At 45.9% G+C, this 14,538-nt stretch carries 12 protein-coding genes; 9 read left to right on the top strand and 3 right to left on the bottom strand.

Going from position 1 to position 14,538, the window contains the following annotated elements:
• Nucleotides 1-116: 116 nt before the first annotated feature.
• On the bottom strand, nt 117-1,460 hold the full coding sequence (locus I6E38_RS12135; protein ID WP_235394237.1) for an anaerobic C4-dicarboxylate transporter family protein: 1,344 nt from the start codon (nt 1,458-1,460) through the stop codon (nt 117-119).
• A 221-nt stretch (nt 1,461-1,681) separates the two neighbouring features.
• Between I6E38_RS12135 and mazG the strand changes: the two genes are divergently transcribed.
• Genes mazG through I6E38_RS12120 form a run of 3 tightly spaced genes read left to right on the top strand, consistent with a single transcriptional unit; the run spans nt 1,682 to nt 4,087 of the window.
• Entirely contained in the window at nt 1,682-2,539 is an 858-nt protein-coding gene (mazG, locus tag I6E38_RS12130; protein WP_235394236.1) for a nucleoside triphosphate pyrophosphohydrolase, read from the top strand.
• 22 nt (nt 2,540-2,561) lie between these two features.
• Nucleotides 2,562-3,140 (top strand): lipocalin family protein, encoded by a 579-nt coding sequence (locus tag I6E38_RS12125; protein WP_235394235.1) that lies wholly within the window; start codon nt 2,562-2,564, stop codon nt 3,138-3,140.
• A gap of 32 nt (nt 3,141-3,172) precedes the next feature.
• Nucleotides 3,173-4,087 carry a ribonuclease Z gene (locus I6E38_RS12120; protein ID WP_235394234.1) on the top strand — a complete coding sequence of 305 codons (915 nt, stop codon included), beginning with the start codon at nt 3,173-3,175 and terminating at the stop codon, nt 4,085-4,087.
• Between the two features lie 303 nt (nt 4,088-4,390).
• On the opposite strand, the gene mscL is transcribed toward I6E38_RS12120, so the two are convergent.
• A complete protein-coding gene (gene mscL / locus I6E38_RS12115; protein WP_262912376.1) occupies nt 4,391-4,834 on the bottom strand; it encodes a large-conductance mechanosensitive channel protein MscL in 444 nt (147 codons plus the stop codon).
• Nucleotides 4,835-5,329: 495 nt separating this feature from the next.
• Between mscL and gap the strand changes: the two genes are divergently transcribed.
• The 3 genes from gap to I6E38_RS12100 all read left to right on the top strand — a co-directional run bounded on the left by gap (nt 5,330) and on the right by I6E38_RS12100 (nt 8,421).
• Nucleotides 5,330-6,340 (top strand): type I glyceraldehyde-3-phosphate dehydrogenase, encoded by a 1,011-nt coding sequence (gene gap, locus I6E38_RS12110; protein WP_235394233.1) that lies wholly within the window; start codon nt 5,330-5,332, stop codon nt 6,338-6,340.
• Nucleotides 6,341-6,499: 159 nt separating this feature from the next.
• Nucleotides 6,500-7,432: a tRNA (adenosine(37)-N6)-dimethylallyltransferase MiaA gene (gene miaA, locus I6E38_RS12105; RefSeq protein WP_235394232.1), complete on the top strand. Its 933-nt coding sequence runs from the start codon at nt 6,500-6,502 to the stop codon at nt 7,430-7,432.
• 53 nt (nt 7,433-7,485) lie between these two features.
• The gene (locus I6E38_RS12100) at nt 7,486-8,421 is read left to right on the top strand and encodes a diacylglycerol/lipid kinase family protein (RefSeq protein ID WP_235394231.1); all 936 of its coding nucleotides are present in this window, start codon (nt 7,486-7,488) and stop codon (nt 8,419-8,421) included.
• 238 nt (nt 8,422-8,659) lie between these two features.
• On the opposite strand, the gene I6E38_RS12095 is transcribed toward I6E38_RS12100, so the two are convergent.
• Nucleotides 8,660-9,361: a Crp/Fnr family transcriptional regulator gene (locus I6E38_RS12095; protein WP_235394230.1), complete on the bottom strand. Its 702-nt coding sequence runs from the start codon at nt 9,359-9,361 to the stop codon at nt 8,660-8,662.
• A gap of 357 nt (nt 9,362-9,718) precedes the next feature.
• Between I6E38_RS12095 and I6E38_RS12090 the strand changes: the two genes are divergently transcribed.
• The 3 genes from I6E38_RS12090 to I6E38_RS12080 all read left to right on the top strand — a co-directional run bounded on the left by I6E38_RS12090 (nt 9,719) and on the right by I6E38_RS12080 (nt 14,440).
• Complete coding sequence (locus tag I6E38_RS12090) at nt 9,719-11,665, top strand: glycogen debranching enzyme N-terminal domain-containing protein (RefSeq protein WP_235394229.1); 1,947 nt, start codon at nt 9,719-9,721, stop codon at nt 11,663-11,665.
• Nucleotides 11,666-11,685: 20 nt separating this feature from the next.
• Entirely contained in the window at nt 11,686-12,957 is a 1,272-nt protein-coding gene (locus I6E38_RS12085) for a glycosyltransferase family 4 protein (RefSeq protein WP_235394228.1), read from the top strand.
• A gap of 79 nt (nt 12,958-13,036) precedes the next feature.
• A complete protein-coding gene (locus I6E38_RS12080; protein ID WP_235394227.1) occupies nt 13,037-14,440 on the top strand; it encodes a glycoside hydrolase family 57 protein in 1,404 nt (467 codons plus the stop codon).
• Nucleotides 14,441-14,538 lie beyond the last annotated feature (98 nt).

Genomic DNA, 14,538 nt, shown 5'->3' with positions numbered 1-14,538 from the left:
TTTGCTCTCGCTAAACGATATACAAAAGGAGGGTGCACCATAAATGACCATAGTCAATTATGACACACCCTCAATTAATGCAAGTTTCAAAGAATCTTTCATTTGCAATGTTTTTACTACAGGAACTGTATAATCAAATAACCAACTCCAATGGATACAAATGTCGTGATGAAGCCTGCCAGCTGGAACGAGTGGTTGATAACAAATCGGCCGATGCGTGTAGAACCGGTGCGGTCGAAGTTGATGGCTGCAACAGTTGTGGGGTAGTTGGGCAGGAAGAAATAGCCGTTTACAGCCGGGAACATGGCTACCAGTGCCAGTGGCGAAATGCCAAGACCTATGCCAAGCGGATAGAGCGTGCGCACTGTAGCTGCCTGCGAGAACAGCATGATGGCCATGATGAAGAGGGCAATGGCAAAGAGGAACGGATACTGTGTGACGATGCTGGCGATGTGACCCTTGAAGAATTCCAGGTTGCCATTGAAGAAAGTGTCGCCCATCCATGCAATGCCGAATATGGCAACCAGAGCGTTTATGCCCGCAGCAAATACGTTGCCTTTCACGGCATCCTGCACGTTGGCCTTGCTCACAAGCAGGATGAGGGCGGATGTCGACATCATTATAATCTCGATTATTTCAGGCATGCTCACGTGATGCAGTTCGCCATTGAGCATGAACGACGGACGCAGCGACGGCGCACTACCGAATATCACTACCAGCAACACGCCCAAGAGGAAAGCCAGCACAGCATACTTGGCGTGCGGATCGGGATTCTTTATCATATTATCGATGAGCTTGCTGTCCTTCTCGGGATTGATTATGCCCTGACGTACACGCTCCTGGTATATCTCGTCCTCGTGCAGTTCCTTGCCCACGCGGTTCTGTACAAAGGCTGCTACGAGTATGGCTATGAGCGAAGCGGGAATGCAGACAATCAGGATGTGCTTCAGTTCGATGCCGGCTCCGCCCAGAAGGTCGGTGCTTATGACTGCGGCTGTAGCTGCAGAGACCGGACTTCCGGTTATGCCCAACGATGCCGATATGGTGGCAACGCTCAACGGGCGCTCAGGACGAATCTTTGAGTTGGTGGCAATCTCTGAAATGATAGGCAGGAGCGAATAGCTTGTGTGTGCAGTTCCTGCTACCAGACAGAAGAGCCATGTGGTGAGCGGACCGAAATAGGTGATGTGTGTGGGATGCTTGCGCAGGAATTTGGCTGCCAAACCTACAAGATAGTCAAGTCCGCCAGCTGCCTGCAATGTGGCAGCTGCCGTTATCACCGACACGATGATAAGCATCACGTCGATAGGCAGATTGCCCGGCTTAAGTCCGAAGATGAAGACAAGAATGAAGACACCCACCATGCCGTAGATGCCGAGGCCGATGCCGCCTACGCGCGCACCTTTAAAGATGAGAGCCAGTACGATGGCAAATTGTAAAAGGATAATAGCTGTAGCCATAAAGGTTTTGTCTTAAGTGTTATTTTTTTCAGTTTTAGTAAATTTTACGGTGCAAATTTACGGTTTTTTCCTAAAATATGATTTTAATATTTCTGACAAAGATTTGTAAATTACGAATGAAATTGAAAAATCCTATTTATAGTGTCGATTTTTATTCTTACCTTTGCGTTATCGTATACCGCACCAATTGGTATGCCCCACATATTTAATATATATACACTATGCATACAAGAGAAGAAAAACTCAAGGCTTTCGGACGTCTGCTGGATGTGCTCGACGAGTTGCGCGAGAAATGTCCGTGGGACCGCAAGCAGACCAACGAGTCGCTTCGACCCAACACCATAGAAGAGACATTCGAACTGTGCGACGCCCTGCTTAAGGACGATGAGCCTAATATCTGCAAGGAATTGGGCGACGTGTTGCTGCACGTATGCTTCTATGCCCGTATAGGTCAGGAGAAACAACAGTTTGACATGGCAGACGTCTGCAACAAGCTTGTCGACAAACTCATATTCCGCCATCCTCACGTATATCACCCGTCGCAAGTAGGAGCGCCCGAACCCAAGCCGTTGCCTTATGGCGAGAAGGAGGAAGAGCGCGACAATTCGGAAGAGGTGAAGACCGCACAGCAGGTGATAGAGAACTGGGAACAGATAAAACTGCGTGAGAAGGACGGCAACAAGCGTGTGCTCTCTGGTGTGCCCGACGCTCTGCCAGCGCTCATCAAGGCTTATCGCATACAGGACAAGGCACGCAACGTGGGCTTCGACTGGGAGGACAAGGGCGACGTATGGGGCAAGGTGCGAGAGGAACTCGGCGAACTTGAGACCGAACTGCGCAAGGAAGACCGCGAGCATTCTACCGAAGAATTCGGCGACTTCCTATTCTCGCTTATCAATGCCGCACGTCTGTACAAGATCAATCCCGACACCGCTCTTGAGAAAACCAACGCTAAATTCATACGCCGCTTCAACTATATCGAAGAGCACTCCATACGCATCGGTAAACCGCTGAAGGATATGACGCTCGGCGAGATGGATGCGTTGTGGAACGAAGCGAAGGCTCAGGAAAAGAAATAATAACTTTTTTTAAATCAGTCACATGAACAAGTTTAAGGTATTCTTTGCAGCAGCTATAGCAATTATTATGGTTGGTTGCAACACGAAGAAGGAAAAGCCACAAGTAGTTGTTGATGACGAAGTGGAAGTGGCCGACTCTACCGTATACGGCGTGTGCGGCAGTGGCACATCAATGCACTCGCTAGAACTCGTTACTGATGCTGGCGACACACTGACATATATCATCCTTGACTCTGAGGCAGACATGGATGGAGGTGAAACGAAAGGTGTTGTCTCGAATGTAGAGGGCGGATTTATGGCAGGCGACAAGATGGCAGTGACTGGAATGGAGACTGTTGAAGGCGAACTGGTGGCTACACGTGCCATCAATGTGACATCGCTGTTGGGCCACTGGACAAGTATCGACCGCAACTTTGTGATAGAAGAGGGAGGAACTGTGCACTCAGAAGTCAAGGCCGAGACAAATCCATGGACGTCATGGAAAATTCTGAATGGACAACTGCTTCTGAATCGCGACACCTTCGATATTACATCGCTCAGTGCCGACTCGCTATATCTTGAGAATCATAAGGGTATATACACATATAAGCGTCAGAAATAAATTTAATTCAAGCGTCAGAAATAAAAATAGCTATGGAACCATTCAAAATCCATATACTCGGATGCGGCTCGGCTCTGCCCACCTTGCGCCATAATCCATCGTCGCAAGTGGTGGAGCTGCGCGGCAAGCAGTTTATGATTGACTGTGGTGAGGGAACGCAGACGCAGATGCGCCGCTCACGCATTGGCTTCAACAAGATTGTGGCAATATTCATATCGCACATTCATGGCGACCACTGCTTTGGGCTGATAGGCATGCTTTCTTCGTTCGGTCTGCTGGGCCGTACCATGCCTCTTGCCATATATGCTCCTAAGGACTTCAAGCCGGTGTTTGATATGCTTTTGGCTACATTCTGCACTGATTTCGACTACGAGATACAATTTCATGCTATTGACACCACAAAGCAGCAGATTATATATGAAGACCGCAGCCTGACAGTTGAGACCATCCCTTTGAAGCATCGTGTGCCCACATGCGGCTTCCTGTTTTGTGAGAAGCCAACGCTACCGCACATCCGTCGCGACATGATCGATTTCTACGGTATACCTACGTCGCAAATCAACAATATCAAAAACGGAGCTTCGTGGACAGACGAAGAGGGTAGGGAAGTGCCAAACTCGCGACTGACTACGCCTGCCGACCCACCGCGCAGCTATGCTTACTGTAGCGACACATGTTATCTGCCCGATCTTGCCGCACGCATTAGCGGTGTGACGTGTCTGTATCACGAGTCGACTTATGCTTCAGCCGATATCGAAAAGGCACAAAAGTACTATCACACTACTGCGGCGCAGGCTGCCACGGTGGCACGTGATGCACAGGTGGGCAAGTTGCTGCTTGGACATTACAGTTCGAAGTATGAGAATGAGGAGGTGTTGCTCAATGAAGCCAGTCAGGTGTTTGATGCTTCTGAATTGGCTAACGAGGGTATGGTTGTCACACTCTGATTAGCGAAAAATGTACATCGCCACATATTTATATATAAAAACTATCTATTTGTAAAACTGGATAAAAGGCTTATAAAAAATAGTACGTTTAAGCTTTGTTTTTATCCACTTAATCCGTATAAAAGTACGTTTGTGCCATATGTACAAAAAGTGTGTTTGTGGGGTAGAATGATTTTGTGTATATTTGCATTGTCAAATGACAAAGGAACACAAAAACATTTATTATAATAGCGGGCATGGTGAGATTTAAAGGCGAATTTTACCATGCCCATTTTCTTTTGTTTGTTTCTTTAGTGGTTGGCTTTATTTATTCTGGTTCTTCAGCAAATCGCGTATCTCGGTAAGCAAGATCTCTTCCTTAGTAGGTTGCGGCTCTTCAGGGGTAGCTTCTGATTGCTTCTGTTCCTCTTCCTTCTTCTTCAGACTTGCTAGTTTGTTGATGCCCTTGACAAGCATGAACACGCAGAAAGCGATGATGACAAAGTCGATGATGGTCTGAATGAATGCACCGTAGTTGATGGTGGCAGCCTGCATGGTTTCACCGGCAATCTGTACCGACGGAAGCTCAAACTTCAAGTCACTGAAATTAACACCGCCGATGAGCCAGCCAATAGGTGGCATAATGATGTCGTTGACGATTGAAGAAACTATCTTGCCAAATGCGCCACCGATGATTACACCGACAGCCATGTCTACCGCATTGCCCTTTACGGCAAACGCCTTGAATTCGTTAAGAATACTACTCATGGTTTTATTTTATTTATGTTTATATTAGTGTCGGTGCAAATATAGTGAAAAAATCGTCAAAACCAATAGTACATTGAATGTTTTTTTAAGATAGAATGCCGCTTTTGTACAAACACGCTACCTATAATATATATTGTAGAGTCGGCAGTTATACAATGATGTATTATGTACGGATAAAATAATAGAATGCAATCAGCAGTTTGCCGAGTGTGTACTATTGGTTTTTGTGTGCGTTTTGCAAACTACATATTGCAATCGCTATAGTCAGAAAGGAAATAGTGATTATGTAATGAGATTTTTATATAAATTAATACTTTAATTGTCTTTCTTTTCAGAAAATAATTATTATCTTTGCAGCGAAATAAAAGGAGTAATCCTAACAAGTGTGGCGACATTCTTACGCTTCTATGTCTCATTAACAAGAAAAACGGACTTTGTTAATACATTTGTATGGTATAAGATACAAAATTAACCCTTTAAATAAAATAAAGTAAAATGATTAAAGTAGGTATTAACGGATTTGGTCGTATCGGCCGCTTCGTATTCCGCGCAGCTCAGACTCGCAACGACATTCAGATTGTAGGTATCAACGACCTTTGCCCGGTAGATTACTTGGCTTACATGCTCAAGTATGACACAATGCACGGTGCTTTCCAGGGTACAATCGAGGCTGACGTTGAGAAGAGCGAGCTCATCGTTAACGGCAACCACATTCGTGTAACTGCTGAGCGCAACCCTGCTGATTTGAAGTGGAACGAGGTTGAGGCTGAGTACGTAGTTGAGTCTACTGGTCTCTTCCTGACACAGGAGAAGGCTCAGGCTCATATCCAGGCTGGTGCTAAGTACGTAGTTATGTCTGCTCCTTCAAAGGATACAACTCCTATGTTCGTTTGCGGCGTAAACTTCGACAAGTACGAGAAGGGTACACAGTTCGTTTCTAACGCATCTTGCACAACAAACTGCTTGGCTCCTATCGCTAAGGTTCTGAACGACAAGTTCGGTATCGAGAACGGTTTGATGACAACAGTTCACTCTACAACTGCTACACAGAAGACAGTTGACGGTCCTTCTTTGAAGGATTGGCGTGGTGGCCGTGCTGCTGCTGGCAACATTATCCCTTCTTCTACAGGTGCTGCTAAGGCTGTAGGTAAGGTAATTCCTGAGCTCAACGGCAAGCTGACAGGTATCTCTATGCGTGTTCCGACTCTCGACGTTTCTGTAGTTGACCTTACAGTTAACCTCAAGAACGCTGCTACTAAGGAGCAGATCTGCGCTGCTATGAAGGAGGCTTCTGAGGGCGAGCTCAAGGGTGTACTCGGCTACACAGAGGACGCTGTAGTTTCTTCTGATTTCCTCGGCTGCACTTTGACTTCTATCTTCGACGCAAACGCTGGTGTATATCTCACAGACAAGTTCGTAAAGGTAGTTTCTTGGTACGACAACGAGATCGGTTACTCTAATAAGGTTCTCGAGCTCATCGCACACATGAAGAAGGTAAACGGTTAATTTATTGACCCATAAACCATAGAATAAAGACCGCAAGGCATTTTGCCCTGCGGTCTTTTTTTTGATTAATTATTTGATGTGTAAGATTTTTTTTGTAAGTTTGTACCTTGAAGCTAAAGCAAATATAGATCTGTAATGTCCAGCAAAGCTATTGACAATATGCAAAACCAGAAAATGATAACCATACTCGGACCAACGGCAAGCGGCAAGACTTCGGTTGCGGCTGCTCTTGCGCTGCGTACTGGTGGGGAGATAATCAGTGCCGACTCGCGCCAGGTGTATCGTCGTATGGATATCGGTACGGGCAAGGACTTGGCCGACTATACTATCGGCGACGTCCATATTCCTTATCATCTTATAGACATTGCCGATCCCGGAACAAAGTACAATCTGTTTCAGTATCAGCAGGATTTTCACACGGCATACAACGACATCCGCAGTCGTGGCAAACTGCCAATATTGTGTGGCGGAACCGGACTGTATATAGAGGCTGTGCTTGGCGGATACAGTCTGTCGCCAGTACCGCAAAATCAGAAGCTAAGGGAGAGTCTTGAGGGCAAGTCGCTCGACCAACTCACGCAGATGCTTGTTCAGCTGAAGCAAAAGAACGGTTCGAAAATGCACAACCGTACCGATGTGGATACTGCCCAGCGTGCGATACGTGCCATTGAGATTGAGACTTATAATCTTGAACATCCTACACCCGAACGGCAGATGCCTCCGGTGGATTCGCTTGTCATAGGCATAAATATAGACCGTGAACTGCGTCGCGAGAAGATTACACGACGGCTTAAGGCACGTCTTGAAGAGGGTATGTGCGACGAAATACGCAGTCTGATTGACGGAGGAGTGAATCCTGACGACCTTATATATTACGGACTTGAGTATAAGTTTGTGACAGAATATGTGGTAGGAAAGACAAGCTACGAAGAAATGTTCCGTCAGCTTGAGATAGCCATTCATCAGTTTGCCAAGCGTCAGATGACGTGGTTCCGCGGAATGGAAAGGCGTGGCTACACAATCCACTGGATAGACGCAGCCCAGTCGATGGATGAAAAGGTTGAGGCAATAATGTCACTCATGAATGAATAAAAGGTAAATAGGGAGGGTTGGTCTCTCCGGATTATAAACAAAACAAACCGATTATGATAAACGATAACCGTTGGGGCATACTCTATTGCCCAAAGCATGAAATGTTTGGAAGCCCGAAACGTCGTTGGGAGAAGATTGAGGCATGTCTCAAATCTAACGGCGTAGAGTATGATTTTGTGCAGAGCGAGAGTTCGGCAGGCGTAGATCGTCTCATAAAGATGATGATAAACAACGGCTATCGTACGATAGTGGTTGTAGGCGGTGACTCAGCTCTCAATGACGCAGTAAATTGTATGATGCAAGCCGATCGCAATGATCGTGAAAGGGTGGCACTTGGTGTGATACCCAACGGTCTGATGAACGACTTCGCTCACTTCTGGGGATTGCGTGAGGACGACTACGACCAGATAATAAAGTGGTTGAAGGAGCGCCGTGTACGTAAGATTGACCTTGGATGTATTCGCTATGCCAATAAGCATGGCGAGGCTTGCCGCCGATATTTCCTCAACTGTATAAACATCGGACTCGTTGCCACTATAATGAATCTTCGTCGTCAGACCCGTCATTATTCAGGTTCACGTACACTGTCGTTCATCATGTCGTTCATACTTATGATATTCCAGCGACTTGAATACCGCATGCATGTCAAGATCAACAACGACGACCTTAACCGTAGCATCATGACAATGTGCGTGGGCAATGCTACTGGTTATGGACAGACACCCAATGCCGTTCCGTATAACGGACTGCTTGATGTCAGCGTGGTCTATCATCCCGGAATGACACAATTGCTTGAGGGAATATATCTGTTTGTGCGTGGCAAGTTCCTTAATCATAAGAGTGTGCATCCTTATCGCACTCGCAAGGTGGAAGTGCTTGAGGCACGCAAGGCTCTTGTCGGTATTGACGGCAGATTGATGCGCACACCATCAGGTCCGTTTACCATTACAGTAGAGCAGGAGGTGATAAACTTCCTTATTCCGGAATAAAAAAACGTTGAGGAAGTGGCATAAAGTCAATTGTTATTCTTACTTCTGTCTTTTTGACTTATGCCACTTCCTCATCATTTTTTTTATCTCTTGTTATATATAGTGTGTGCCTTATATATAATAAGGTGTATTTTATATTAATATAAAGTATTGATTTAATATTAATATAAAGTGCAATTTAATATTAATATAAAATGTATCCTATTATATAATAGGTATAACTGCCTTGTATATGAGTCTATCCAAGTCTTGAAATCTTTGCCAATTCTTCTTCACTGAGAATCCTTATTTTTCTTCCGGAAATCTCTATCAGGCCTTCAGATGCAAATGATGATAAAGTGCGTATTGCGTTGCTTGTGCTCATATTCGAAAGCGATGCAAGGTCGTAGCGGTTCATTATCACGTTGAGAGTCTTGTCGTCGTTCTCAATTCCATAGTTTGCCTTAAGCGCAAGAATCGTTTCGGCCAATCTGCCGCGTATGTGCTTTTGGGTGATAGTAACAAAGCGGTTGTCGGTTTCGCCGAGAGTAGTGGCAAGGATGGTAATGAAGTAATCGGTAATGCTGTGATGCATTTCAATCAGTTCTGCCATTATGTCGAGCGGCAGTGCTGCCACGGTAGAGTCTTCAAGTGTTAAGGCAGATGTCGTATTGCGTTCGTGTGCAAAGAAAGCGCGAAATCCCATGAATGACTGTTCTTTGATAATGCGCACAACTTGTGAGCGTCCCATACCGCATTCCTTTATGATTTTTGCCATACCATTGACGAGGAAAAGGATGTGTGTAGGAGTCTCGTTTTCTTGATAAATCAGTTCGTTTCGTTTGAATGACCTTACTGTAAGGTTCTTTTGTATTGTATTGACACAATAGACATCTGTGCAATGCCATATTTGTGCAATGCTGTTGGCAATGTCTTTTTTCAGAAGTGTTTCTATTGGCATGGGCGTACTGTGTTTTTTTTGTTGTTTTCAAGCTATCCTAATCACAATACAAAGTTACGCTTTTTTGCGCTAAATTTGTATTTGCAAACCTGTTTTTGTTGTGTTTGAGGTACGAAAAAGTGCTAAATAACATGTTTTTCAAAAATATAGACCTATTTGTTTTGCGCGTAATTATATTTTTATTACCTTTGATTTCGTAAAGCAGCTAACGCCTTTATCTTAAGACTACTGCCGAGCGCAAGCTCATTGGCTTAAACCTGAAAGTCCTACTACTTATTTGTTGTTTCCGACCTTGATGGTTGATGAGCCATATGGCTATTATAATTACGAACTAATAATGAACCTTAAATTAAATCTATGAGTTATCTTCGATTCGAAAAAGCTCTGATGACCAACCTCGAGGAGTCCCTGCCTCGTGAGTTGCTCCGTACAAACCGTTCGGGAGCGTATTCGTGTTCCACAATTGTCGACTGTAATACACGTAAGTATCACGGTCTGCTTGTGGTGCCGGTACCAGACCTTGACGACGAGAATCATGTATTGCTTTCGTCGCTTGACGCTACTGTGATACAGCATGGAGCAGAGTTCAACCTCGGTCTTCACAAGTATCAGGGCAATAACTTCAGTCCTAAAGGTCACAAGTATATCAGGGAATTTGATTGTGACAAAGTGCCCACTACATTGTATCGTGTAGGTGGCGTAGTGCTCAAGAAAGAAGTCGTGTTCCAGCATTATGAGGACCGTATCCTCATTCGCTACACTCTTGTTGATGCCCATTCGGCAACGACATTGCGTTTCCGTCCGTTCCTTGCTTTCCGCAGTGTGCGTCAGTTTACACACGAGAATACAGTAGCTTCGCGCGATTACAGCGAGGTGGAGAATGGTATACGTACATGTATGTATGCAGGTTATCCCGACCTGTACATGCAGTTCAGCAAGGACAATAAATTTGTATTCCAGCCCGACTGGTATCGTGGCGTAGAGTATCCTAAGGAGCAGGAGCGTGGCTACGCTTCGAACGAGGACCTCTATGTACCTGGATATTTTGAAATGGATATCAAGAAGGGTGAGAGCATCGTGTTCTCTGCATCTACTAAACAATGCAAGACAGGAGGTTTGAAGGCTCTGTTTACAAAAGAGGTTGACGAGCGTTCGCCGCGCGACAATTTCCTTCACTGTCTTATCAATGCTGCACACCAGTTCCATAACCGTACAAGCAAGGACGAGCGTTATCTGCTTGCCGGCTATCCATGGTTCAAGTGTCGTGCACGTGATACATTCATTGCTCTCCCAGGTCTTACACTCTCTATTGAGGAAGAGGACTACTTCGAACTCGTTATGGAGACAGCAGCACGCGGTCTTTATGAGTTTATGGAAGGCAAGCCTCTCACAGTGAAGATTTATGAGATGGAGCAGCCTGATGTGTTGCTTTGGGCTGTATGGGCTATCCAGCAGTATGCCAAGCATGTAGGTCGTGAAAAGTGCAACCGCAAATATGGCAAGTTGCTCCACGATATCCTGCAATATATTATAGCCGATAAGCATCCTAACTTGCAGTTGCGCCATAACGGACTCTTGTATTCTGAGGGCAAGGATCATGCCGTAACATGGATGAACTCTACAGCTAATGGTCGTCCGGTTGTGCCGCGTACAGGATATATTGTTGAGTTCAACGCTTTGTGGTACAACGCACTTAAGTTCTGCGCTTCGATGGCTGCCGAGTTTGGCGACCAGGCTGTGGCTGCTGAATTTGAGAAACGTGCAGAGTTGTGTGGCAGCTCATTCCTCGATACTTTCGTTAATGAGTATGGCTATCTCTTCGACTATGTAGAGCCTCTTGACTCGCCCGACTGGAGCGTACGTCCTAACATGATATTTGCCGTTGCGTTAGACTATTCTCCGCTCAGTCAGGCACAGCAGAAGTCTGTACTTGATGTATGTACACGTGAACTTCTAACACCGAAGGGCTTGCGTTCGCTTTCGCCAAAGAGTGGTGGCTACAACCCGATGTATGTAGGTCCGCAGACACAGCGCGACTATGCTTACCATCAGGGCACCGCATGGCCTTGGCTCGGTGGCTTCTATATGGAGGCTTGCCTGAAGATTTACAAGCGCACACGTCTATCGTTCATTGAGCGCCAGATGGTAGGTTACGAGGACGAAATGGTGCAGCACTGCATTGGAACAATTCCTGAACTGTTTGACGGCAACCCACCGTTCAGCGGTCGTGGAGCTATATCGTTTGCTATGAACGTTGCTGAGGTGCTTCGTACGCTTGAGCTATTGGAAAAGTATAAATATTAAAAATAGGAGGATTCAAAAATATGAAAGTATTAATGTTCGGATGGGAGTATCCTCCTCACGTATATGGTGGACTTGCTACCGCTAACTTTGGTATCTCACAGGGACTTCATGCCCAGGGCGATGTAGAGACAGTATTGTGCTTGCCGCACCCGTTTGGCGATGAGGATCGCAGCGCTTGCCGCATTGTGGCAATGAATTGTGTGCCTATCGCATGGCGTGATGTCGACTACGAATATGTAAAGAGCCGCGTATCTAATGTGATGGATCCCGACTACTACTATCGTCTGCGCGACCATATCTATGCCGACTTCAACAACATGCACGTCAACGATCTTGGCTGTATGGAATTTGCCGGTGGTTATCCGTCTAACCTGCATGAGGAAATTAACAATTATTCCATTATTGCCGGTGTTGTGGCTCGCACCGAGGAGTTCGACATAATCCATGCTCACGACTGGCTGACATATCCAGCTGGTATACATGCCAAGCATGTAAGTGGCAAACCTTTGTGTATTCATGTACACGCTACCGACTTCGACCGTTCGCGTGGTAAGGTTAACCCAACAGTATATGCCATCGAAAAGGACGGTATGGACAATGCCGACTGCATCATGTGCGTATCAGAATTGACACGTCAGACCGTTATCAACCAGTATCATCAGGATCCGCGCAAGTGCTTTACAATGCACAATGCCGTTTATCCACTGCGTCAGGAATTGCAGGACATCCCACGTCCTGACCACACTGGCAAGGACAAGGTTGTTACGTTCCTTGGCCGTATCACAATGCAGAAGGGTCCTGAGTATTTTGTAGAGGCTGCCAATATGGTGCTTCAGCGTACACGCAATGTGCGCTTCTGTATGGCAGGTAGTGGCGATATGATGGACGCTATGATTTACTTGGCTGCCGAGCGTGGCATTGCAGACCGTTTCCACTTCCCGGGCTTCATGCGTGGCAAGCAGGTGTACGAGTGCTTGAAAGACTCTGATGTATACGTTATGCCTTCGGTTTCGGAGCCGTTTGGTATTTCGCCTCTCGAAGCGATGCAGTGCGGAACGCCTACCATTATATCTAAGCAGTCTGGTTGTGCCGAGATTCTCGACAACTGTATCAAGGTTGACTATTGGGATATCCACGCACTCGCCGATGCCATCTATGCAATCTGCCATAACGACTCATTGTTCCACTATCTGCAGGATGAGGGTAAGAACGAGGTCGACCAGATTACATGGGAGAAGGTTGGCGCACGCATCAAGAATCTGTACGAGCGTGTTCTTTCAGGCAATCTGTAGCCAATGACATCGTAACACAACGTATGGTATATGCATCAAAGCAATAAATACACAACAATCCATTAAATGACAAGCAACAATGAAAACTATTTGTTTATACTTCGAGATACATCAGAATATCCAGTTGAAGCGTTACCGTTTCTTCGACATCGGTACCGATCACTATTATTACGACGACTATGAGAACGAGCGTCTCATTTCTGACATAGCAGAACGTTCGTATATGCCCGCACTCAATACGCTGCTCGACATGATTAAGGAGAATGGCAACTATTTTAAGGTAGCTTTCTCTTTGTCGGGTGTGGGTATCGAACAGCTTGAAATCCATGCTCCTCAGGTGCTTGAGAAGCTTCAGGAGCTCAACCAGACTGGTTGCGTAGAATTCCTCGCTGAGCCTTATTCACACGGTCTTGCTTCGCTCGCCAATGAGGAGAGCTTCGCAGCTGAGGTAAAGCGCCAGTGTACAAAGATGGAGGAATACTTCGGACAGTCTCCGAAGGTATTGCGCAACTCTTCGCTTATTTACAGCGATGACATCGGTCTGCAGGTTTCACAGATGGGCTTCAAGGGAATGCTCTCGGAAGGGGCTCGCCACGTCCTCGGATGGAAGTCGCCTAATTATGTATACAACTGCGCTCTTGCTCCTAACCTCAAGCTCCTTCTGCGTAACGTTAACTTCAGTGACGATATCTCATTGCGTTTCAGTAATACTGATTGGGAAGGTTATCCACTCTTCGCCGATAACTATATCGACCGCATTGCTAATCTGCCAGAAGGCGAGCAGGTCATAAATATCTTCATGGAGCTCTCGGCTCTTGGTATTGCACAGCCTCTGTCAAGCAACATTCTTGACTTCTTCAAGGCTCTGCCCGAGTGTGCAAAGAAGCGTGGCGTAACATTCTCTACACCGTCAGAGATATGTGACTCATTCAATAGCGTTAGTGCTGTAGACGTTCCAGATACATTGTCATGGAACGACGAGGAGCGCGACTGCAGTTGCTGGCTCGGTAACCCGATGCAGCGTGAGGCTTTCAACAAGCTCTATAGCGTAGCCGACCGCGTTCGCATTGCAAACGACCCACGTATCAATCAGGATTGGGACTATCTGCAGGCTTCTAACAACTTCCGTCAGATGACTACAAAGCCGTCGCAGGTTGGTATCAACCGTGGCATCTATGCAAGTCCGTTCGATGCATTTACAAACTATATGAACATCCTTGGCGACTTCATTTCACGCGTTAACTCTCTCTATCCTGAGGATGTTGACAACGAGGAGCTCAGCTCACTGCTCACAACCATCAAGAATCAGGATGAGGAGATTGAGATGAAGAATAAGGAGATTGTTCGCCTCCAGGCTAAGATTGAGAAGATTGAGGCTGCTGAGGAGAAACTCCGTGCTAAGATTGAGAAGACAAAGAAAGCTCCTGCCAAGAAGCCAGCTGCCAAGAAGGCAAAGGCAGGCGAGCAGCCTACTGAAGAATAAGAAGATAACCTATAAATGGTTCTTGTAAGTAAGTGATCTAAATTATTTTTATATATAAGTACTAACATGGCTCATTTTTCGTTTTATAGAAAAAGTAG

Origin of the sequence: Leyella stercorea (assembly GCF_021531355.1) — a bacterium.
GTDB lineage: Bacteria > Bacteroidota > Bacteroidia > Bacteroidales > Bacteroidaceae > Prevotella.
Note: the sequence above shows the minus strand (reverse complement) of the source record. Positions and strands in the feature narration are given on the sequence as shown.